Annotated in this window: 19 protein-coding genes; 14 read left to right on the top strand and 5 right to left on the bottom strand. The window is 52.7% G+C overall.

From position 1 onward, the window contains the following. Positions 1-18: 18 nt before the first annotated feature. Both WFL93_RS05675 and WFL93_RS05670 read right to left on the bottom strand, forming a co-directional pair. The gene (locus WFL93_RS05675; RefSeq protein WP_336777469.1) at positions 19-453 is read right to left on the bottom strand and encodes a hypothetical protein; all 435 of its coding nucleotides are present in this window, start codon (positions 451-453) and stop codon (positions 19-21) included. A 283-nt stretch (positions 454-736) separates the two neighbouring features. Next, positions 737-1,213 carry a YciE/YciF ferroxidase family protein gene (locus tag WFL93_RS05670; protein ID WP_009128031.1) on the bottom strand — a complete coding sequence of 159 codons (477 nt, stop codon included), beginning with the start codon at positions 1,211-1,213 and terminating at the stop codon, positions 737-739. A 193-nt stretch (positions 1,214-1,406) separates the two neighbouring features. Between WFL93_RS05670 and WFL93_RS05665 the strand changes: the two genes are divergently transcribed. Beyond that, complete coding sequence (locus tag WFL93_RS05665) at positions 1,407-1,679, top strand: hypothetical protein (RefSeq protein WP_009128033.1); 273 nt, start codon at positions 1,407-1,409, stop codon at positions 1,677-1,679. A gap of 14 nt (positions 1,680-1,693) precedes the next feature. On the opposite strand, the gene WFL93_RS05660 is transcribed toward WFL93_RS05665, so the two are convergent. Continuing rightward, positions 1,694-1,999, bottom strand: coding sequence for a hypothetical protein (locus WFL93_RS05660; RefSeq protein ID WP_336777468.1), 306 nt, complete (start codon positions 1,997-1,999; stop codon positions 1,694-1,696). 24 nt (positions 2,000-2,023) lie between these two features. After that, positions 2,024-2,185 (bottom strand): YnfU family zinc-binding protein, encoded by a 162-nt coding sequence (locus tag WFL93_RS05655; protein WP_162838739.1) that lies wholly within the window; start codon positions 2,183-2,185, stop codon positions 2,024-2,026. Positions 2,186-2,457: 272 nt separating this feature from the next. Here WFL93_RS05655 and WFL93_RS05650 point away from each other — a divergent pair, with 272 nt between their 5' ends. The 8 genes from WFL93_RS05650 (at position 2,458) to WFL93_RS05615 (ending at position 16,530) form a co-directional block, all read left to right on the top strand. After that, positions 2,458-11,073 carry a GH36-type glycosyl hydrolase domain-containing protein gene (locus WFL93_RS05650; protein WP_336777467.1) on the top strand — a complete coding sequence of 2,872 codons (8,616 nt, stop codon included), beginning with the start codon at positions 2,458-2,460 and terminating at the stop codon, positions 11,071-11,073. A gap of 87 nt (positions 11,074-11,160) precedes the next feature. Next, entirely contained in the window at positions 11,161-12,531 is a 1,371-nt protein-coding gene (locus WFL93_RS05645; protein WP_336777466.1) for an amidohydrolase, read from the top strand. Between the two features lie 217 nt (positions 12,532-12,748). Next, positions 12,749-13,444, top strand: a complete 696-nt coding sequence (locus tag WFL93_RS05640) for an antitoxin Xre/MbcA/ParS toxin-binding domain-containing protein (RefSeq protein WP_336777465.1) — start codon at positions 12,749-12,751, stop codon at positions 13,442-13,444. Beyond that, positions 13,437-14,078 carry an RES family NAD+ phosphorylase gene (locus WFL93_RS05635; protein WP_336777464.1) on the top strand — a complete coding sequence of 214 codons (642 nt, stop codon included), beginning with the start codon at positions 13,437-13,439 and terminating at the stop codon, positions 14,076-14,078. The genes WFL93_RS05640 and WFL93_RS05635 overlap by 8 nt, the downstream gene beginning before the upstream one ends. A gap of 94 nt (positions 14,079-14,172) precedes the next feature. Next, the gene (locus WFL93_RS05630; protein ID WP_336777463.1) at positions 14,173-14,883 is read left to right on the top strand and encodes an SDR family oxidoreductase; all 711 of its coding nucleotides are present in this window, start codon (positions 14,173-14,175) and stop codon (positions 14,881-14,883) included. A gap of 97 nt (positions 14,884-14,980) precedes the next feature. Next, complete coding sequence (locus WFL93_RS05625; protein ID WP_336777462.1) at positions 14,981-15,436, top strand: hypothetical protein; 456 nt, start codon at positions 14,981-14,983, stop codon at positions 15,434-15,436. Positions 15,437-15,538: 102 nt separating this feature from the next. Beyond that, complete coding sequence (locus WFL93_RS05620) at positions 15,539-15,979, top strand: hypothetical protein (RefSeq protein ID WP_336777461.1); 441 nt, start codon at positions 15,539-15,541, stop codon at positions 15,977-15,979. A gap of 5 nt (positions 15,980-15,984) precedes the next feature. Beyond that, entirely contained in the window at positions 15,985-16,530 is a 546-nt protein-coding gene (locus tag WFL93_RS05615) for an RNA polymerase sigma factor (RefSeq protein ID WP_336777460.1), read from the top strand. A 29-nt stretch (positions 16,531-16,559) separates the two neighbouring features. Here WFL93_RS05615 and WFL93_RS05610 read toward each other — a convergent pair whose 3' ends face one another. Continuing rightward, complete coding sequence (locus WFL93_RS05610) at positions 16,560-17,579, bottom strand: MBL fold metallo-hydrolase (RefSeq protein WP_336777459.1); 1,020 nt, start codon at positions 17,577-17,579, stop codon at positions 16,560-16,562. Between the two features lie 155 nt (positions 17,580-17,734). Here WFL93_RS05610 and WFL93_RS05605 point away from each other — a divergent pair, with 155 nt between their 5' ends. The 5 genes from WFL93_RS05605 (at position 17,735) to WFL93_RS05585 (ending at position 22,789) form a co-directional block, all read left to right on the top strand. Then, positions 17,735-18,064 (top strand): gamma-glutamylcyclotransferase family protein, encoded by a 330-nt coding sequence (locus tag WFL93_RS05605; protein ID WP_049851643.1) that lies wholly within the window; start codon positions 17,735-17,737, stop codon positions 18,062-18,064. A 235-nt stretch (positions 18,065-18,299) separates the two neighbouring features. Continuing rightward, a complete protein-coding gene (locus tag WFL93_RS05600; protein WP_336777458.1) occupies positions 18,300-19,091 on the top strand; it encodes an MBL fold metallo-hydrolase in 792 nt (263 codons plus the stop codon). A gap of 105 nt (positions 19,092-19,196) precedes the next feature. Continuing rightward, entirely contained in the window at positions 19,197-19,997 is an 801-nt protein-coding gene (locus WFL93_RS05595) for a MetQ/NlpA family ABC transporter substrate-binding protein (RefSeq protein WP_009128061.1), read from the top strand. Positions 19,998-20,262: 265 nt separating this feature from the next. Continuing rightward, positions 20,263-22,131, top strand: a complete 1,869-nt coding sequence (kup, locus tag WFL93_RS05590) for a low affinity potassium transporter Kup (protein ID WP_336777457.1) — start codon at positions 20,263-20,265, stop codon at positions 22,129-22,131. Between the two features lie 352 nt (positions 22,132-22,483). Next, a complete protein-coding gene (locus WFL93_RS05585) occupies positions 22,484-22,789 on the top strand; it encodes a DUF1471 domain-containing protein (protein ID WP_007890096.1) in 306 nt (101 codons plus the stop codon). The last annotated feature ends 57 nt before the right edge of the window (positions 22,790-22,846 follow it).

The raw sequence follows: 22,846 nt of genomic DNA, 5'->3' as shown, positions 1-22,846 counted from the left end.
TGATTAGAATTTGGGTACTCACTTGAGCGTTGCGGTGGCAACCTTGCCATCCGCGTTGAATGTCATCAACACGTGCCACGCTGAACGATCGGTAATTTTGAAATAATCGCCATCATTTTCACGCATGAAACCCTGTTCCACCAGTGCCGCAAAAGCACGCGCTTTAGGTTGTGCCACAACATGTGATTCCAGAAAGGAAACGATCTTGCGGCGCTCAGCTTCCTGCGTATTTTTTATCTGCTCAGCAGCAGGACGATTAGCCTCATTCTGCGCTTTGGTTTTGTGAATATCGCACCAGGTTGCCTCTGTTTGCATGTCGCACCCCGAACGTTCAAGGGCAGAACGATGCGCAGCGCTGATAGCCTGTGCCGGGCTAACTGCAATAATCGCCATCAGCAGCAGTGCACCCCGTAAAAATTTTGTATTGATCACTCTTCTCACTCCCGTAGTCATTGCGTGCCAACCGGGTTGACATTTCTTTACGAAGCGTAAAGTAGGCTACCCGCTGTTGCCATACCTTGATCTGAATCAGGCTTTACCGGAAGTTTATTTAAGACGTGAAATAAGGATATGCCCAGTAATGCCGTTAAGATCGCGCAAGTAGCGGAGATGGAACATAGATAGAGTCAATGAGAGGGCTGTCATTAGCAGCATGCGATGTTTGAAGCGTCGAGGGTTTAATCTAAGGCAAGAAGCCTCACGCAGAGGTGCGTAAGGCAAGCTATCTTCACTAAAATCACTCTTGCTCTTCAGCAATCAGCGTCAGTTTTTCGTCGGTGGCTTTTTCTTCTTCCAGCGTTTCACCCAGCAACTTAGCCGCATCCTGATAATCGAGTTTCAGCGCTAATGCGCGTAACGTCCCGTAGGTAGCGATTTCGTAATGCTCGACTTTTTGCGCAGCGCCAATCAGGCCAGCATCTCTCACCGGGCCCTGTTCAACTTCATCAATAATTTCCTGCGCCTCTTCGGCTAATCCTTCCAGCGCATGGCATTTCATGCGTTTAATCTGCACACCTTCGGTAAGCTCAACCAATTGATCAATACGTTCAATTTGACCACGCGTCTCTTCCAGATGCTGTTTAAACGCAGCGACTAGATTAGGATCGGTCGCCGCGCGAATCATTTTTGGCAGCGCTTTAGTGATCTGTTTTTCTGCACTATAAATATCGGATAAATCATGCACGAACAGATCTTGTAATGTTTTAATCGTCATATTATTACCTTTTATAATCGTTAAATCGTCAGATAAAATTGTGGGTGCGGGATAATCTTCATTCCCGCTGGCACATAAGCCTGACTTAATCATGGTTAACAATTGTTAATTCACAAGCGAAGCCTGAAAAATAAACTCGCCACATTATTAAAATTATTGCCAGACTTAGGTAAAGCGAATCTGGAGGCGAACAATGAAAAAGAGTAGCATTCCTGAACTGTGCTGCGAGATCGTTCATGAACGCTCTCTATCGTCACTCAGTTTAATTTCTTTGTATGAAGTTGCCTTTACCAGCGGTAAATATGCCGTGATGCGTTTAGACAATGATCAATCATTTCATCAGGGTGACAAGTTTAAACGTATAAATGACATTTGGTATTGTGATGAGAAATTAATACATCCGCAATCATTTCAATTTGTCGACAAGGCCGAAGCGCAGCGTGCATTTATCGAATATGATAAATAATTATTTTACTGTATTCATATCGTTGGAGGAAAAACCGCTAACTGCTCTGGTTGCGCGGGTGGCAGTGACATCCAGAAAGCGACATCCATACTCACTTCATACTCAGCATGCGATTCAAGAAAAATATGCTCACCGCTACGCGACTGGCCGCCATACAGCCAGCCGCCCTGCACTTCGCCGCTTTCAAATTGCACAATACACTCCTGCTTATAACCTGGTGCTTGTTCATTTAAATCAATCCATTCAAGGATATGGCGCATAGCTTTAACCTTTTCATCAATATTTTGAATACCAGGCCGAATCATTTCATCGATTAACATGCAGAAGTGACGAAGCAATAATATTTATTCTTCCATGATAAATAACGATTTACAGTGCGGGCACAACATTGCCTGACCGCGTGCTTGTTTTATTGAGGATTGTGAGCAAAACTTTTTACACACCGGACATTGCGCTTTTACCTCGCGGCGTCCCAGCGTTTCTAAAAATTGGTTTAACCAGCTCATAATTATTTTCCTTTTTCAGATAACTCATTCTAACACACCAGATTTTTTTCACGCCGACAAACCCTTTACGTTAAGATTAAAACCACTCAACTCCATCAATACGCTCAGTTAAATGTTTTAAATTTAGTTTTACTTTTTAAACCAGACGTTAAATGCATTTAACGCTATACTTCCAATAGAATCATTAATTTCCCTCACCTTCCCTCATGCCGTCAATTTCCTGTTGATAGTGTTGGCTTTTATAATCCATTGGATTTTTTTGTGATGCCATTATGAAAAATAAACTTCCCACCGGGTTGATCATAAACAGTAGTGCGCTGCCGGCAACGGAACGTACCAGTATTGAATTTTTACATGAAAGCGGCATTTATCAGGCGAACCGGCCAGATGTTTTTTCCGAGCAGCAAATGGAAAATTATGGCGCGCGATTAGCAAAAACTCATCACCTCTCTACAGCGAAGAAAAGTTATAAATTATTGCAACGTCTGGCAGAGAACGAGCACGCGCTGATAAAAAGTGCGGAAATATTAAGTACCGGTGATAAGCGTAATCTGACGCCTGCCGGCGAATGGCTATTGGATAATTTCTATATTATCGAAGAGCAGATTCGCATGGTGCGCCAACTACTGCCGACCAAATTTGGTCAGGGATTGCCCGCGTTGACTGAACCTAGCCACACGCTGCGCATTCAGGCGATTGCTGATGAGATGATCAGCCACAGCGACGGTCGTCTGGAATCGGCGGTGTTATCACGCTTTATTCAAGCCTATCAGCGCGTTACCCCGCTGCTAATGGGTGAGCTCTGGGCGCTGCCAGCCATGCTGCGCTTTGCGTTACTCGATAACCTTGCGCGCATTGCCCAGGGCGTAGCCGAAATTCATCTGGAAAGAAGCCAGGCGGGTGCGTGGATTGATGAGATCGTTCATCATTCGGCCAAAGATGCCACCCGCGTCATTCAGGTAATTGCTGAGATGGCGCACAAAAATGAGCAGTTGTCCGGAGCCTTTGTCGCTGAACTGGCGCGCAAGCTCAATGGCCAGAATCACTCACTGGCGCTAACCTGGGTTGAACAACATCTGCTTAATACCGGCCGTAATACCGCGGATGTGATTGAACAATTTAACCGTCAGCTGTCGCTGAGCCAGCTTTCTGTCAGCAACAGTATCACCGGACTCCGTCAGCTGGGTGAAATCAACTGGCAGGATTTTGTTGAATCGCTGAGTCTGGTGGAACAGGTGTTGGTGCAGGATCCGGTGGGGATTTATCCGCAGATGCACTTTGACAGCCGCGATCAATATCGCCATGTGATAGAGGAGTTGGCGCGACAGAGCCAGTTTGATGAGCTTGCCGTCGCCAATCAGGCACTGACGCTGTGTCGTCAGGCTGGATTGCCGCCGCGCCAGCAACATATCGGTTATTTCTTGCTGGATAAAGGGCGCACGCAGCTTGAGCAACAGCTGCAGCCGCGCAGTTCCTTGCTGAGTCAGGCACGCCATCACCTGAGTCAGACGCCGCTTCTCTCCTGGTTAGGCAGCCTGACGCTACTCACCACCGCCTTTAGCGCCGAAACACTGCTGGTCACCCATCACGCCGGTATGTCTGTGGTGCTGTGGATCTTATTAGTGCCAGCGGTGATCTTAATCAGCAGTCAGCTCGCCCTGCAGCTGCTGAGCGAGGTCACGACACGCACCCGCCATCCGGTTCCTTTGCCACGCCTCAATTTCGAACAGGCGGTCCCCGATGGCGACCGCACATTGGTGGTGATTCCCTGTCTGATCAGCACAAAAACCGGCACGGATACCCTGTTACGCTCGCTGGAAACCAGCTATCTCGGCAATGCCCTCGACAACATTTCGTTTGCGCTATTGGCCGATTTCACCGACAGCGTGGCCGAACATGAGGTGCAGGATGATGAAGTCATTGGCTATGCGGTGCTGAAAATTGAGGCGCTGAACCGCCGCTACAGCAGTAAAGCCAACCACGATGTGCTATTTACCCTGCTGCACCGCAATCGGGTACATAACCCGTCGCAGGGCGTATGGATGGGATACGAGCGCAAGCGCGGCAAACTGCATGCGCTGAATCGCTGGCTGCAGGGTGAAGCGGAGATGTTTAACGTCATCGTCGGTGCCAATCAGGCGCAAATGCGCACGGTGAAATACGTCATCACCCTCGACAGCGATACTATCCTGCCGCGTGAAACCGCCCACAAGCTAATTGGCATCATGGCGCACCCGCTGAATGCCCCCGTTTTCGATGAGCGCTTAAACCGCGTGGTGGAAGGCTATGCCATTCTTCAGCCGCGCCTGGCGGAAGAGATTCCACCGTTCGGGCAAGGCCTCTACGCGCGCCTTTCCAGCAGCGTGCCCGGAAATGATGCTTACTCCTCAATGTCATCAGATATCTATCAGGATCTGTTTGGCGAAGGCTCGTTTGTCGGCAAGGGAATCTATGATGTGGCAGCGTTTTCGCGCGCGACGCGTAATACCTGCCCGGAAAATTTGGTGCTCAGTCATGACCTGCTTGAGGGCTGTTATGCGCGATCCGGCGTGGTCAGCAATGTGGTGCTGTATGAACATTATCCTGACAACTATTTGAGCGATGTCGCGCGCCGTTTTCGCTGGGTGCGCGGTGACTGGCAGCTACTTAACTGGTTGCGGCTGCAGGTGCGTCTTGAAGATGGCGGCCATCAGGCTAATCCGCTCAGCGCGCTTTCGCGCTGGAAATTGTTCGATAACCTGCGACGTAGCCTGGTGGCACCGGCATTGCTGCTGCTAATCTGCCTGAGCTTCACCACTGTAGCTAATCCCCTGTTTTGGCTCAGTTGTATCGTCCTCTTCCTGCTACTACCTGGTATTCTGGCGCTGGGCATTGAGGGCATGCGCAAAAGTAAAAAGCGCGCCTGGCAACATCATTTATCTATCCTCGCCACCGATGCATTGACGCGACTGAGCAGAGCAGGACTCACCCTGGCGACCTTACCGCATGAAAGTTACTGGTCGCTGAAAGCGATTATTATCACGCTGTGGCGACTCAACGTGAGCGGGCAATTTCTGAATGAATGGAAAAGCGCCTCGGCTGGCAGTGCCGCAAATGTCCCGACCCTGCGTCATTTCTATCGCGCTATGTGGATTAATCCGCTGGCCGGCGTTGCACTGTCACTTTTGACCGTCCTGCTCAACCCCTCATTGACCGCATTGGTCGTGCCGCTGGCACTGCTTTGGCTGGCAACACCGTGGCTGTTATGGCGCTTAAGTAAACCGGCCGAAGCCCGCCAGAAAAAGCTCTCGGTTGAGCAGCAGCAGTTTTTACGTTCTAGCGCCCGACATACCTGGGCGTGGTTTGAAGATTTCGTCACCGCCGAGCATAACCACTTACCGCCGGATAATTTCCAGGAGGTGCTGCAGCCCACCGTGGCGCACCGCACGTCGCCAACCAATGTTGGCCTGTCACTGCTTGCCACGTTAACGGCCTGGGATTTTGGTTACGTGACGCAGAAACAGGTGATTTCGCGCACCCTCGCCACGCTCGACAGTCTTGATCGCATGGAGCATTTTCGGGGTCATCTCTACAACTGGTATGACACCTACACGCTTAAACCGCTGCAGCCGCGCTACGTCTCCACCGTGGACAGCGGCAACCTTGCGGCGCATCTGGCAACCTTGCAGGCTGGACTGGCGCAGTGGAAACAGCAGCCGCTACTGTCATTGGCGATAATCATGGCTGGCTTAAACGACACCTTATTACTGGCTAAAACGCAGCTCGGTGCCGAACGCAATGACCGCTGGGATGAAGTGGCCGAACAGTTTGTGGTGCTGCAACAGGCTGCACCTGCTGCCATCACTCATCAGCTCTCCGCCCTGATTACGCTGAGTGAAATTTTGCTGGCGCAGATGAAGATGCCGCCGCTGCAGGTGAAATGGTTTGAATTGTTCATCCGTCAGCTTCTCGATTTTCAGCAAGAGTGGGCGCTGTTTTTCAGCTGGATCACTCCTGAACATACGCTGCCTGCCACCTTGCCTTCACTTCTGTGGCTGAGCGAATTAGGTACGCACTATCCTGAGCTGGACGCGCAGCAATCAGCTCCGGTGATGTGGGCGGCGCGGGAACGTATGGCGACCTTACTGGAATTGGAAGGTCGACTGGACGATCACGCCAAAATGGATTTCCGTTTTCTCTATGTTGAGAGCACCGCGCTGCTCAGCGTCGGTTATAGCCTCGACAGCGGCCTGCTCGATAAAGGCAGCTATGACCTCTTCCCCTCCGAAGTGCGGCTTACACATTACTTTGCGATCTCAGCCAATCAGCTTCCGGTAAAAAGCTGGTTCGTATTGGGCCGTTTATTCACGCAGCTTGATAACCAACCGGCGGTGATGTCGTGGAGCGGATCGATGTTCGAGTATCTGATGCCGCATCTGGTGATGCCGGTGTACCCGGATACGCTGCTGGAAAAAATGGCGTTATCCGCAGTGAAGCAACAAATCGCCTCTGGCGAAGCCGCGCAGATTCCGTGGGGGGTGTCAGAATCGGCTTACGCCGCCTTTGATGATAGCCAGAACTACCAATACAAAGCGTTTGGTACGCCGGAACTGGGCCTGAAGCGCGGCCTGAGCGATGATCATGTCGTTGCGCCCTACGCGTCGATGCTGGCGTTAATGGTGCTGCCGCTTCAGGCCATCGATAACCTGATGAAGCTGAAAAAAATGGGTGCCTGCGGTAAGTACGGATTTTATGAGGCGCTCGACTTTACTGCTCATCGGTTGGCGCGCGGTCAGCAATTTGTCGCCGTTAAAACCTACATGGCGCATCACCAGGGCATGGGATTACTGGCGATTTCGCATCTGCTACTCAATGCGCCGATGGTGGCGCGTTTCATGTCGAGTGCACGCTTCCAGTCCTCATACTTACTGCTGCAGGAGCGAGTGCCGGACGACATTGAGCTCTATACGCCGCGTCGTCAGTTTGTCGACAACTCAGATAATAAGCCGCGCTCTGACGCGCCCGAACTGCGCGAATTTAGCGGTGCGGCCGCACATCTGCCGCAATTGCAACTGCTGTCGAACGCCAATTACCACGTGATGGTCACGCAATCCGGCACCGGCTATAGCCTGTGGAAAGGGCTGGCGTTAACCCGCTGGCGCGCGGATGGCACCTGCAACCAGCATGGTATCTTCTGCTATATCCGCGATCGCCAGTCCGGCGAGGTAATTAGCCCGACATTCCAGCCGAGCGGCGTTATACAGGCGCAGCATCTGGCGCGTTTCACCAACGCCGGCGCGGAGTTTGAAGCGCGCAGTGAAAGCCTCAGCGCACGTCTACATGTGGTGGTATCACCGGAAGATGATGTGGAAATCCGCCGCCTGGTTCTGACCAACCATTCACGCCAGCTGCGCGAAATCGATATCACCAGTTATGCCGAAGTGGTGCTGGCGCCTGCTGCCAGCGATCTGGCGCATCCGGCGTTCAGCAACCTGTTCGTGCAGACCGAGATTGTTGCCGAGCTTGAGGCGATTCTAACGCATCGCCGCCCGCGCGAAGCCAAAACCGATCCGGTGTGGATGTTTCACGCCCTGCTGATTCATGGCGCGAGCGAGCGCGACACGCACTATGAAACCGATCGCGCGCAGTTTATTGGCCGTGGCAATACCACCGCCAATCCACAAGCCGTTGCGCCCGGCGGCGTCCTCAGCGGCAGTGCGGGATCGGTGCTTGATCCGCTGCTCTCCATTCGCCAGAAAATTCAGCTCAGGCCCGGTAAATCCATCACGCTCGATCTGCTGTATGGCGTCACCGAGCAGCGTGCCGCCTGCCTGGCGCTGATTGAGAAGTATCGCAACAACGTCTACGCCAATCGGGTGTTTGAAATGGCGGCGTCGCACAGCCAGGTGGCGCTGCGTCAGCTCAATATCGCCGCTGAAGATGCCAGTTTGTATAACCAACTCGCCAGCGCGGTGATTTTTGCCAGTCCTGAAATGCGCGGCGACAGTCAACGTTTGCTGCAGAATCGTCTGGGCCAGACCGCCTTGTGGCGCCACTCGCTGTCGGGCGATTTGCCTATTGTGCTGGTGCGCATTGAAAACGGTACGCAACTCAGTCTGGTGAGTAACTTGATTAAGGCGCATCAATACTGGCGGCAAAAAGGGCTAACGGTGGATTTAGTCATCCTCAACGGTGAGCAAGGAGGCTATCAGCAACTGCTACAAAACCAGTTGGTTAAGATGATTGCCAGCGGAGATGTCCAGCAGCTCACCGACAAACCTGGCGGCATCTTCATCCGCCAAAGCGATCACCTGGTGTTTGAGGACATCACGCTGTTACTCAGCGTGGCGGCCGTAGTGCTGGAAGGACGTCACGGCAGTTTAGCCGATCAGCTCACGGTGCTATTAAAACCTCAGCCCACGCCGCCATCCGCTCACTTCCTGCCCGCTAAACATGCCGCGCCTGCGCCCGTCAGCCTCACGCTGCCTGACACCCTGCAGCTGTTTAACGGCACCGGCGGCTATAACGCGGATGGCAGCGAGTATCATATTTTGTTGCCTGAGGAGCATCAGACGCCTGCTCCCTGGTGTAACGTTCTGGCCAACAAGCAGTTTGGCAGCGTGATCTCTGAAAGTGGCCAGGCTTACAGCTGGTATGAAAATGCGCATGAGTATCGGCTGACGCCGTGGCATAACGATCCGGTAAGCGATACCTCGGGCGAAGCCTTTTATTTGCGCGATGAAGAGAGCGGCGATGTCTGGTCGCCGATGCCGCTACCGCTACGCGGTAAAGGCGATTATTTAACCCAGCACGGCATGGGTTACAGCCGCTTTGTGCATCAGGAGCAAGGCATTTGTAGCAGCGTCACCACCTTTGTCGCCGGTGAAGATGCGGCGAAAATTACCCTGATTCAGCTCAGCAACCTATCCGGCAGAACCCGTTATATGTCGATTACCGGCTACGTTGAATGGGTGTTAGGTGAACGGGTAAGCCAGTCTGCACGCCATGTACAGACCTCCTCAGCGAACGTTGAGTCTGGCAGCGCCATCCTTGCGGTGAATCCTTACGTCAGTGCTGGCTCGACTCGCACTGCGTTCTTTGCCGCATCGGGCAATCAAATCGCCTTCAGCGGCAATCGTCTTGAATGCCTCGGCCGTAATGGCTCGACGCGTAACCCGGCGATGATGCAAGCGCGCGGACTTTCGGGTAATACCGGTGCAGGCCTGGATCCCTGCGCCAGCCTGCAGACGCTGACCACGCTCATTGATGGCGATACGCGCACCTTCGTCTTTGTTTTAGGCGCGGCAGAAGATAGCGGATCGGCTTTGGCGCTAATGCAGCAGTTCCTGCCGACCGATCGCGCGGAAGCCGAGCTGGAGAGAGTCAAAAGACATTGGCGCGGCCTGTTAGATAAAGTGGCAGTGTTTACTCCCGATCGCGCGGTGAATTTGCTGGCGAATCGTTGGTTGCTGTATCAAACCCTGGCCAGCCGATTACTGGCACGCAGCGGCTATTATCAGTCGGGTGGCGCCTTCGGCTTTCGCGATCAGTTGCAGGATACGCTGTCTCTCACCCATGCCGCACCGCAGCTGCTGCGCGATCAATTGCTGTTGTGTGCCTCGCGACAGTTTATTGAAGGCGATGTGCAGCATTGGTGGCATCCACCTTCAGGACGCGGTGTCAGAACGCGCTGTTCGGATGATTACCTCTGGCTCCCCTTTGCGCTTTGTCATTACATCAGCGCCACGGACGATCTGGCGCTACTCGAACAGCAGGTTGCCTATCTCGAAGCGCCTCCTCTGCCTGCTGAGGAGGAATCGGTGTATAGCCTGCCGAACATCAGCCAACAGAGTGAAAACCTGTGGGATCATGCGTTACGCGCCATCAAGCATGGCCTGAATTTTGGTGAGCATGGGCTGCCGCTGATGGGATCTGGCGACTGGAATGACGGCATGAGCGCGGTCGGCATCGCCGGCAAAGGCGAAAGTGTCTGGCTGGGCTTTTTCCTCTACACCGTGCTTACCCGCTTTGCTGCACTCTCAGAACGCCTTGGGAAAACCGAGACCGCCAGCCTGTGTCAGCGCCAGGCCGATGAGTTAAAAACCGCGCTCAACCAGGTTGCGTGGGATGGCGAATGGTTTCTGCGCGGCTACTTCGACAGCGGTGAAACGCTGGGGTCGCACAGCAACGCCGAGTGCCGTATCGATGCCATCGCCCAGAGCTGGTCAGTGCTGTCAGGTGCGGGCGATCAAGCCAAATCTGCCTCGGCGATGCAGGCGCTCGATCGGCAACTGGTCGATAGCGATAACGGATTGATTAGGCTGCTGACGCCGCCATTTAACGGCGTTGGCCCCAATCCTGGCTACATCCGTGGCTATCTACCGGGCATCCGGGAAAACGGCGGCCAGTATACTCACGGCGCGCTGTGGGCGATCATGGCATTTGCCGAAATGGGCCAGGTCGACCGCGCCTGGGCGCTGCTGGCGCTGATCAACCCAATCAATCACAGCCTGAATGCCGCTGATGTAGAAACCTACAAGGTGGAACCTTATGTGATGGCCGCCGATGTCTACAGCGCCGAGAATCATGAAGGCCGAGGCGGCTGGACCTGGTACACCGGCTCTGCGGGCTGGGCCTATCAGCTCATCATCGAGAGCCTGCTGGGCATCACCCGCCATGGCGATAAGCTGCAGCTGCGGCCGCATCTACCGGCGGCATGGCCGGGCGTAAAAGTGATCTATCGCGAGGGTGAAGGCGTTTATGAGATTGATATCACGCGTGCGTCAGGGGATTACCAACTGTGGCTGGATAATGAGCGTTGTGCCGCCGACCAGATCACCTTGAGCATCGCAGCCGAACACCATCAGGTGAGGATTATCTCGGACGGTAACCATCACTCGGCTCATTAGTTTTTGCCATAGCTAGCAGTGGAAAATAGTGCAGCACGCGCTAAGCGGCTATTTTAGGGTAATTCTCCCCTACAAGGAGAATTAGCCATGAGCATCTTATCTCCCGGAAATCGCCGGGATTTTCTGTCAGCGGGCATGAAGCTTACCGCTGCTGGCACCTTACTCAGTGCCGGCATGAGCAGCGGCGCCCTCGCCGCCCAGACTTGCCAAACCGCCAATCTCAGCCGCATCGATGCCAGCCACTATCTTTTACGCAACGTGCGACTGGAAGAGGCGTTTATACGCAAAAATGAGGTAATTACTGCCACACGCACCGGTTTGTATGACATCGAAGTGAGTGCCGGAAACATTGTCGCCATTCATGCTGCGGGTGTCAGTCGCAGCCTGCCCACGTGGGATGCCGCCGGTTATCTGCTGCTGCCCGCCACGCGTGACATGCACATTCATCTTGATAAAACGTTCTACGGTGAAGGCTGGCGCGCGCCGCTGCCGCGTCACAGCGTCATCGATATGATTCATCAGGAAGAGCAGATTTTGCCTGAGCTGGTGCCCACCTCTGAGATCCGTGCCGAGAAGCTGATCGGTCTGTTGCAATCCAAAGGCAGTAGCGCAGCGCGCAGTCATTGCAATATCGACCCGGTTAGTAAGTTACAAGGTCTGGAACACCTGCAGCAGGCGATTGCCCATCATCGCGACGATTTTCACGCCAACATTGTCGCCTTCCCGCAGCACGGTTTATTGCGTTCAAAAGTGGAAGGCATGATGCGAGAAGCGATGAAAATGGGTGCGCATTATGTCGGTGGACTCGATCCCACTAACGTTGACGGCGCGATGGAGAAGTCGCTGGATACCCTGATTTCAATTGCGCTCGATTTTGCGGCACCGATCGATATTCATCTGCACGAAACCGAACCGCACGGCGTGGCAGCGATTCGCTATATGCTGAAAACAGTTAAGGAAAACCCGCAGCTGAAAGGCAAAGTCACCCTCAGTCACGCCTTCGCGCTGGGCACGTTACAGGGTAACGAACTGGCCGCCATGATTGAGCAACTGAAGGAGCATCAGTTCAGCATCGCCACCACGGTACCGATTGGCCGCGTAATCATGCCCTTGCCCCAGCTGCGTGCGGCAGGCGTACCGGTGTGGTCTGGCACCGACACCATAGCCGATCACTGGCAGCCTTTTGGCAGCGGTAGCATGCTGGAAAAGGCCAACGTTTATTCGCAGCTGTATCGTGGCCCGGATGAGTATTCGCTTAGCCGCGCGTTAGGCATCGCCACCAACGAAGTGTTACCGCTGAACAGCGAGGGCGAGCGGCAATGGCCGAAAGCGCAAGACACGGCGACGATGATGTTAGTCAACGCCAGCTGCTCCGCTGAAGCCGTGGCGCACATCGCACCGGTGATGGCGACCTTCTATAACGGCAAGCAGACGTTTGGTGCGCTAGCGAAGGTGTGAATCTCTGGACAGGTGCGCATTATTGCGCGCATTATTGCGCACCTTATAAATCCTCTAAGGGCGCCATTCATAGCACCAAAGTGAATAGTGAGCATGGGAAAATGCTCTACCTAATCGAGTGTATAAGCATTATGGTGATATTCGTGATATGTGTTATATTAACGCAATAAAATCATTTATATCTCGAATATCATCATTATCACTCTCGGAGGGCGTTATGAAAACTCGCACATCAGCAGGACAAGATAATCGCCGCTTCACCCTTTTTTCCGTGGATGAGGTAATGAACACGGCGCCTACAGAAGCGGTCGCGCTGGAAGATATTCCACACGATGAAGCCAGTGAATATCTACTGGTCCGTTTGCCACGTAATAGCGTGTTGCCAGAGTTGATCATCGCGGTAGAGAGCGCGGTCGCCACGTTAGCGGGCATTAAAGCTCGGGTGCCAGCTGTTGAACACCTGTCGGTTAACAAGGTTAGCCAGCAAGAGAATGACACTTTTGCCGATCGTAACTATCATCGCCTTGAGGCCTTCCGCCGCAAGGTGTTTAACGAAGGTCACTGGTTAACAGCCAAAGAACTTAGCGCATTGCGCGGAGATGCGGCGGCTAAAAGTAATCCGGCAGCGCAAGCTAATCGCTGGAAGAAGGCAGGTAAGATTTTTGCCGTCACCGAGGCCGGTCGGGATTGGTTCCCTTCCTGGGCTTTGGACGAAGGGGGTCAGCCGCTGCCGATAATGAAGCCTATCCTCGCCGTTTTTGGTGACAGTAAATCATCCTGGGCAATCGCTTTTTGGTTCCACGCTCCCAATGGTTGGCTAGGTGGTGCGCGCCCGATTGATCTTTTGGCAAAGCGGCCAAGTGATGTTCTCAAAGCAGCGCAGGCTGAAGCTGAAGGCCCCATCAATGGCTGATTGGGTGGACGTCCCTTTTCCGCCTGAAGATGCCCATCTTCGCCCAACAATCTGGCCTGCAGGCTGTCATTTTGATCGCGTACATGCCCGGCAGTTTGGTGCGGCTGAATTTAATCCCGGTTTTGGTCAGGCGCGCTTTAGCCCGCTGATTCTTCGAGATGGCCGCACTGTGCCAACTTTGTACGCGGGCGAGAGTGTAGCCGTCGCTTTGATGGAAACCCTGTTGAGGGACTTACCCTTAAAATGTGCCGGCTATCCTGTAGATATGCATAGGCTTGAACTAGTGATGCATAGCCGATTATTACCCCGCGAACCTCTCGCACTTCTTGACCTTAATCCTCGTAGTCTCAAGCGACTCGGCATCACGTCCACGCTCTTGCTCGGCTCGATGGCCAATCATTACAAAATTACCCAGCGTTGGGCGGCAGCACTTTATGAAGCCAATCCCAATGCACAAGGCTTGAGTTGGGCTTCACGTCAACATGGTGGTAAAGCGCTGATGTTGTTTGGCGATCGCGTTAATCTGCATGCACTTATGCCTGCCGCATCATCTCTGCCGGCATCGAAGTCACAGCCTTTACTAACCGCACTGGAAGATTTGGCTGATGAAATGGCGTTAGTGTTAATAGACTAAAACAAATCCATCCATCAACTATTCAAAGCTAATTTAGTCATTTGCCTCGCTGTTGGCTTTTCCTTAGCCTGCGATCCTCTAAAGGAGAGGACTTATGACAACATCAACATTACCGGTCGCGATTGTTACCGGCGGCAACAGCGGCATTGGTCTGGAAACCGTAAAACTACTGGCGAGCGATCATCAAGTGTATGCCATCGGACGTAATCCGCAAACGTTACAGGCGTTAGAGTCGATAACCAATGTGATTCCACTGGCGCTGGATATCACGGATTATGCCGCCGTGGCTGGCTTTGCCGCGACGCTTGAGCGGGTCGATGTGTTGGTACATTCGGCTGCCATATCAATTCTCAGTACTACCTTCTCGGCTACGCCAGAACTGTGGCAACAGCACTTAAATATTAACGTCATTGCACCGGCTGAACTCACGCGTGTGATCTTGCCCGCCCTGCGCGCATCTCAGGGTAAAGTGGTGTTTATCAACTCCGGTTCGGGCACGTTGGCGCTGGCCGGACACGTGGTCTATTCTGCGTCAAAATTTGCCCTCACCGCGCTGGCGCATGCGCTACGTAGCGAAGAGAGCGAGCATGGCGTACGCGTGGCAACAGTTGCGCCCGGTCCAACCGATACGCCGATGAATCAGGCTTCACGCGCACGCGCCGGTAACCACGCACCGATCAATCCGCAAGAGTATCTCGACGCCTCATCCGTGGCGCGCGCGGTCAGATTTATCGTCGACAGTCCTGAGGATACGCAAATTGCCGATATCGTTATTCGTCCGCGCCGCGATAAAGCGAAACGGTGATTAGGATCTTAATCCAGGGAAGGATTTGGCATCAAACCGTGACTGATTATCCAGCATAAAGGTAAAGTAGCCTGCTCGATAACTAAGGAATGGTTAAGTGATGTACACAAAATACAAGATTGCAGCGATATGGGGATTGGTTTGCTTTTTATTGCTCTATCGGACATTACTTGCCGAGGTGATTTTGTCGTGGCAGGTCATCCAACACTATGAGATCCCTGGCTGGCAGCTCTTTGTTTCCTATGCCACAAATATAGTGCCTGATTTGCTGCCGTTGGGCTGTTTCATATTACTTACGCGTAACGCTAACTTCAGCAAAATTAAGTCAATTGTTCTGCCGCTCATCGCCTGGTTAATTGGCCGCTTTGTCGTGGTCAGCGTAATGTGGATAATCACTTTTAAAATCAGTAACCCACCGCCTTTTTCCGGTGGAGAGCAGAATATGGTTAGCGAGTATCTGGTAAACCTCTTTTGGTCCATTAACACCTTAACCTCCGCGCTTATTATTCTCGTCTGTGGCTATGCTTTCTGGCGTGAGCGCAGAACGTCTTAAACGGCAGCACGCTCTTTTTTAAAAAAAGTTAGCAATATCTTCACCGCTCATTCGTCTACCTCATCACAAGCGATTATCCGTTAATGTAATGAGGAACAAACAATGAGAGATTTTGATATGCGCAGACACCATCGTGGAGATCATTTTGGCGGACACCGCCTGGCGAAACCGCTATTGCTGGGTGCGGTGATTATCGCTGCGCTTGGTTTGCTGGTGATGTCGCTGTGGAATGCGCTACTGCCGGGTATTGTCGGTGTCAAAAGCATCGGCTTCTGGCAGGCGCTGGGATTGTTGGCGCTGTGCCGCATTTTGTTTGGTGGCTTAGGTTTTCGTCCTGGCATGTTCGGCATGGCGCGTCGTCGCATGCACGAGCGTTGGATGCAAATGACGCCGGAGCAGCGTGAAGAGTTTATGCAGCATCGCCGCGATCGCTTTGGTCACCGTGGACATCACGGACGTTGCGATTGGCACGATCGTCGTGATGATCGCGGCGATCGTCCGCAGCCAGACGCGAATGCCGCCAAACCCAGCGATGCCGAGTAGTTGTGATGGCGCAGGATTCACTGCTGATGTCGGCGATCACCGCCTGTCGTACCAAATTGACAGCGTTTATCCGCGGTCGTACCGCAGTGCGTGATGATGCTGACGATATCTTGCAGGAAGTCACGTTTAAGCTGATGCAGCTGGAGCAGCCGGTGGAGAATGTCGCCGCCTGGCTGTTCCGCGCGGCGCGCAATGAAATGACCGATCGGGCGCGGAAAAAGCGTGAGCTGCCGTTGGCCGATTTTTTCAGCGGCGGCGAAGAGGGCGATTTCCCTGAAGATGAGCTGGCCGAAACCTTATTTGGCGTGCCGCAAACGCCTGAAGATGAGTATCTCAAGGCGCTGCTGTGGGAAGAGCTAGAGGAAGCATTAGCGGAATTGCCCGACGCGCAGCGTGAGGTGTTCGAGAAAACCGAACTGCTCGGTTACAGCTATAACGAACTGGCGCAGGAGAGCGGTTACAGCGTACAGGCACTGTTATCGCGTAAACACAAAGCGGTACTGTTTTTACGCACGCGGCTGCGTAATCTCTACGACGAACTCATCCAATAACCCGATTGCCTGGCAATCGGGTTGCGCTTTTACCACCACTTTTCCGCTTCCTGCGGCTGCAAAAATTGCACGCCCTGCCCAATTTTCGGCATCGACAGTTTTATCTGTTGTTGCTGCGCTAACGCGACGATTTGATTAAGCGGATCGTTCCATGGATGAAACGCCAAATCGAAAGTCGCATTATGAATCGGGAATAACCATTTCGCGTTGAGATCTAAGAAGGCTTTAATCGTGTCTTGCGGCAGCATGTGAATGTCGGCCCAGCGGCGGTCGTAAGCACCATTTTCCAGAAACGCCATATCGAAAGGACCGAATTTATGGCCAATCTGTTTGAAGCCGTCGAAATAACCCGAGTCGCTGCCAAAGAACAGGCGAAATTCCTCACTAATGATGCTCCATGAGCACCATAAACGTTTATTGCCATCAAATATGCCGCGTCCGGAAAAATGCTGGGAGGGTGTTGCGACAAATTGAATACCCGCGATATTTTTGGACTCCCACCAATCCAGCTGGGTGATTTTCTCCGGCGCTACGCCCCACGAGGTGATTAGATCGCCCACGCCGAGCGGCGTCAGGAAATAACGTACGCGATCTTTAAGCTGCATGATGGTGTGATAATCCAGATGATCGTAATGATCATGCGAAAGAATGATCCCTTCAATCGGCGGCAACGCTTCCAGCTGAATGGGCGTTGGCTGGAAGCGTTTCGGTCCGAAGCGTTTAAATGGCGATGCGCGCTCAGTAAATACCGGATCGATGAGCCAATACTTTTCCTGCATTTTAAACAGCAATGAAGAGTGCCCGAGACGATAAACGCTATTATTCGCGGCGGCGCCAAGCTGCTGCGCGTCAAGCTTGATCAGCGGAAGTGCGTCATCGGGGACGGTATTTTTCGGCTTGTTAAAGGTGAAATCCCAGAACAGCTTAATGAATTTCCCCAATCCCAGCTGCTGGCGTGGAACCTTATTGTTAAACCTTTTGCCATCAAACTGCGCCGATTGCGGATAGCTTTTAATATTGCAGCGAGAAATGCTCGAACTATTCAACATTGATCTTTTACCTCTGATCGCGGGTGCTTCAGAATATCCACTTTCATTGCGTTGCACATCGCATATTGGGCGGTGTTGTGCTGGCGTTTAACTGCGGATGACATCAATCCTGCAGACGATTAGAGTGACTGTTTTGCTTGAATTTACGAGGGAAAATGAAACGTTTATTTGTTTACGGAACACTGCAGCCAGGCCACGCCAATGCGCATATTCTGGAAAGTATCGGCGGTGAATGGCTAGCCGGATCGGTTAGCGGGACCTTCTACGCGCGTGGCTGGGGCGCGGCGGCCGATTTTCCCGGCATCGTTTTGCAGCAAAATGGGCCACAGGTGCCAGGTTATCTGTTCATCTCTGAGCAACTTGAACCGCACTGGCCGATGCTAGATGAGTTTGAAGAGGGCTACGATCGGGTGGCCGTTGATGTCACCACCAGCGATGGAAATCAGTTAACGGCGTGGATTTATCAGCTGCAGCCGCAACAGTGAAAAGCTCCAATGTAAATGCAACCATGAGTACTGCCTGAAGATAACGAACTGAAGTTCTTCTTCCCAGTCGCCAGTATTCCAGCGTTGCTTTAATCGCGCCCATGTTGATAAAGGGTCATGCGCCCTTTTCTTTTTCAACTCAAATGCATTGCTTGCAACACATACGATCTGAGTAAGCACTGCTATCCTCCTGATAGGAATTTATCCGTTAACGGAACCCATCACGGAGTTCACTATGATCAAAGTCTGCACAGTATGCAGCACCTCTTATGATGAGCAAGACGTCATCATCGATCGCTGCAAAATATGTGAAGACGAGCGGCAATTTGTACCGCCCGCCGGACAGCAATGGATGTCACTGGAAAGCCTGCTCAGCACGCATCGCAATAAATGGCAGCAGCATCACGCCAACTTATTTAGCCTGCAAACGGTGCCTGCCTTTGCGATTAATCAACGCGCGTTTCTGCTGCGCACGCCGCACGGCAATATTCTGTGGGATTGCATCGCTAACCTGGATGACGCCACTCAGGCGATCGTGACGGCTCTCGGCGGCCTTCACGCCATCGCTATTTCCCATCCCCACTATTACAGCTGCATGCAAGATTGGGCGGAGGCATTTGATGCGCCGATATATCTGCACGCTAACGACCGCCAATGGATTATGCGTGATAGCCCGCATATCAAACTCTGGCAGGATGATGAGCAGGAAATTGTGCCCGCGGTGAAGCTGATACGCCTGGGCGGGCATTTCTCTGGCGGCTGCGTGTTGCATTGGTCGCACGGCAACGGCGTGCTGCTAAGCGGCGATATTGTGCAAGTTACGCCGGGCGCTAATGCCGTGTCATTTATGTGGAGCTACCCGAATATGCTGCCGCTGTCGGCGGCGACGGTGAACGACATCCTGCATCGCCTTGCCCCCCTAACCTTTGAGCAGATTTATGGTGCGTTTGAGCATCGTGAAATCCTCGCGCATGCGCAGCATGTCGTCCGGCAGTCGGCGGAGAGATATCTCTCCTGCCTGCAATAAAAAGGGATGGCTGATCGAATTGTAAGCAAACGCACCGAAGATGGATGTACAGACGTCTAGATATCCACTATAGTCCGTTTCCTACGTTAAGAGGGGATCCGGGCAATGAAGAAAATTTTACTCACGACGCTGCTGGCTGCGTCCGTCGCACTGCTTAGTGGCTGTAATAAAGACGATGAAAATCAAATCAAAGTGGCTATTAATACCGGACCTGATCAGGCGTTGTGGGAAACCGTGAAGCAAGTTGCGCATGACAAATATCAGCTGGATGTCGATGTGGTGGCCTTCAATGATTATGTGCAGCCGAATGAAGCGCTGTTCAATAAAGATGTTGATGCTAACGCCTTCCAGAGCCTGCCGTATCTTGAGATGCAATCAAAAGAGCGCGGTTACCACTTTGCCGTGGTCACTAACACCTTTGTCTTCCCGATCGCCGGCTATTCTCGCAAGATTAAGTCGCTGAAAGAGCTGCCGGATGGCGCCACCGTGACCATCTCCAATGAAGCCACCACGCTGGGCCGCAGCCTGCTGCTGCTGCAGGCGCAGGGTTTAATCAAAGTGAAGCCGGAAGCGGGCCTGCTGCCGACCACGCTGGATATCACCGATAATCCGAAGAAGCTGAAAATCGTGGAAGTCGATACGCCGCAACTGGCGCGCACGCTGGACGATCCGCAGGTGTATGTGTCGATCATCAACAACAATTTTGCCGCGCTGGTTAATCTCTCCGCCTCGCGTGATGGCATGTTTATGGAAGGCAAAGCCTCGCCTTACGTTAACGCCATCGTGGCACGTGATGATAATAAAGACAGCGCCAATGTGCAGAAGCTGAAACAGGCCTTCCAGTCGCAGGAAGTGTTAGATAAAGCCAACGAAATCTACAAAGGCGATATTATTAAAGGCTGGTAATCACCCACTAAAAAGGCCGCGCAAACTGACCTTGCGCGGCTTCCTTAACTTCCAGCCCTCCGCATTAACTTATCCTCCTCACTTTCTTACTGATTAATCAGCTACGCTCAGATCATAAAATGAGCGGCAATATAAAAATGGCGTAAAAATATCGGCCTGCGGCGTAAAAATGCTGTCTATTAATTCGCCGCCCCCTGTTCGCTCAGGTCGCAAACAGGTATGTTCGCCCTCATTAGCCACAAACCTGATCATCAACAGGAAATTTATGAGTCAGAGCGAAAAACAGTCCTTGCCTGCGGGCATGCTGGCGGCTGCGGGGATCGTGTTTGGCGACATCGGCACCAGCCCGCTGTATACCCTCAAAGAGTGCCTTTCAATTTTACCTAATGGCGCGGTGTCAACCACGGCGGTGATGGGCTTCCTGTCGCTGATTTTCTGGGCCTTAACGCTGATCGTGACGCTGAAATATGTCTGCTTCGTGATGCGTGCCGACCATGATGGCGAAGGCGGCGTGCTGACGCTGATGTCTCTGGCTCGCCAGCATGTTGGCCCGAAGGCAGCCCACATCATTGTACTGGCCGGATTAATCGGCGGCGCGTTCTTCTACGGTGATGGCGTCATCACGCCGGCGATTTCCGTGCTATCAGCGATTGAAGGCATAGAAGTGGTTTCTCCGGCGCTGAGCAAATATGTAGTGCCGCTGGCGGTAGTAATTCTTACCTTACTGTTCATGATTCAAAAACACGGCACCGAAAAGGTCAGCAAGGTATTCGGGCCGGTGATGTTTGTCTGGTTTGTTTCGATTGCGCTGTTAGGCATTCGCGGCATCTTGCTCAATCCTGACGTGCTTTACGCGCTCAATCCTTCGTATGCGCTGACGTTCTTGCTCAGCCACAAAGCGCTGTCGTTCGCTGCGCTCGGCATGGTGGTGTTGGCGGTAACCGGTGCGGAAGCGCTGTATGCCGACATGGGGCATTTAGGCAAGGCGCCGATTCGGCTGGCCTGGCTGGTGATCGCTATGCCCGCGTTGGTGCTCAACTACTTTGGTCAGGGCGCATTGGTCATCGCCGATGCACAGGCTCTCAATAATCCGTTCTTCAATCTCGCGCCAGCCTGGGGACAGATTCCGTTGATTGTGCTGTCGACACTGGCAACGGTGATTGCGGCCCAGTCGGTGATTTCCGGCGTGTATACCTTAACGCATCAGGCGATTCGTCAGGGATTCCTGCCGCCGATGCGCATCATCTTCACCTCGCATACCGAATCCGGTCAGATCTATATTCCGGTAGTCAACTGGTTGCTGTTCGTGGCGGTGACGGTGATTGTGTTGGCCTTCCGACAATCGTCGGCGCTCTCCTCTGCTTACGGCATCGTGGTGACCGGAACCATGGTGATCACGGCCTGTCTGGCGGGCGTGGTGGCGCTGCGTAACTGGAAGTGGCCGCTGCCGATGGCGCTGATTTTTCTGTTGTGTATGTTGAGTATTGATGTGCCGTTATTCGGCGCCAACCTAATGAAACTGCTCTCTGGCGGTTGGGTGCCGGTGTTACTGGCGCTGAGTATGATGGGATTAATGCTGGTGTGGAGCAGCGAGCGTAATCGTCTGATCCGTAGACTGAATAACGATCCTGACAGCCTGCTGGCGCTGGTGCGGTCGCTGGAAACCAATCCACCCAGTCGCGTCGCCGGTACGGCCATTTTTCTGGCGCGCAAAGAGCATGAGATTCCACAGGCGCTGCTGCACAATCTCAAACACAATCGTGTGCTGCATAAGCGCGTGGTGCTGCTGCATATCCGCACCACCGATACGCCGCGCGTTTACAATCAGAAGCGTTTAAGCATCAAGCCGCTGTCGCCGTCGTTCTGGCAAGTCACCGCTGATTATGGCTGGCGCGAAACGCCGTCAATGGCAGAAATCCTGCATCTATGCGGGCTGGAAGGATTTGGCTGCACCGTGAATGAAGCCTCTTTTTTCACTTCACACGACACGCTGGTGATGAAAAAACGCAAAGGATTGATGCGGGTAAAAGGCGGTATCTTCCACTTTTGCCAGCGCAATGCGTTACGTGCGCATGAACAATTTAATATTCCACCAAATAGGGTGATCGAGTTGGGTGGGCAGCGCGAGTTTTAATACCAGAATGTTTAGCTCGCGCTCGCTTTTTATGGGTCGCCATGAATGGCGACCTTACAGCTGATGTTCGCTAATTTCGTAGGGTCGCCATTCATGGCGACCATTTTTTTAATCCGCCAAATGTAACCAGATGAAAAAATATTCGCAGACTTTGCGTCAGTTGTGGCTGAAGATTTCTTAACATCTAATTAGCAATTAAAGCTAAAACGCTTAACCTCAAAAGGTGTTTATTAGCTCTACCGGCAATCATCACCTGCCGTGAGCATTGAGGGAATGTGAAGCGCTTTATCAACAATTGAACAACTCGCAGCTTTAGCCATTGGCTCAGCTATTATTTCCGAGGAGAATGGCCATGAAACAATTAATTAATGACGTAATTTCTATTTTTACACCGCAATCTGTTAAACCCGTTTTAATTCGCGCTGATTTAACCCATCGTGAACTTTCTTCGATTCATCCGGTAGGATTTACGTCCGTCAGCTGGGCCACCTCGATGGAAGAGTTGAATGACGCTTTCGTGCAAAAAGCCCTTGCTGCTGGCGCGGTGGGTTATCACATCACCGACGTCGAGTCACACGAACCGGCGCACGATGGTCAACATGTTATGGCAGCCACAGCGACTCTCTATCATATCAATAGCAAAGTGGCTTATGGCTAATCCCCGTCTTTCTTCAAGCTGCAGGTGCGTTGGTCGCGTATGCTCACCCCGGTCACT

The organism is Pantoea sp. USHLN256 (assembly GCF_037149875.1).
In the GTDB taxonomy this organism is placed as follows: Bacteria; Pseudomonadota; Gammaproteobacteria; order Enterobacterales; family Enterobacteriaceae; genus Pantoea; species Pantoea nemavictus.
This window is presented reverse-complemented; position numbering and strand designations above follow the sequence as displayed.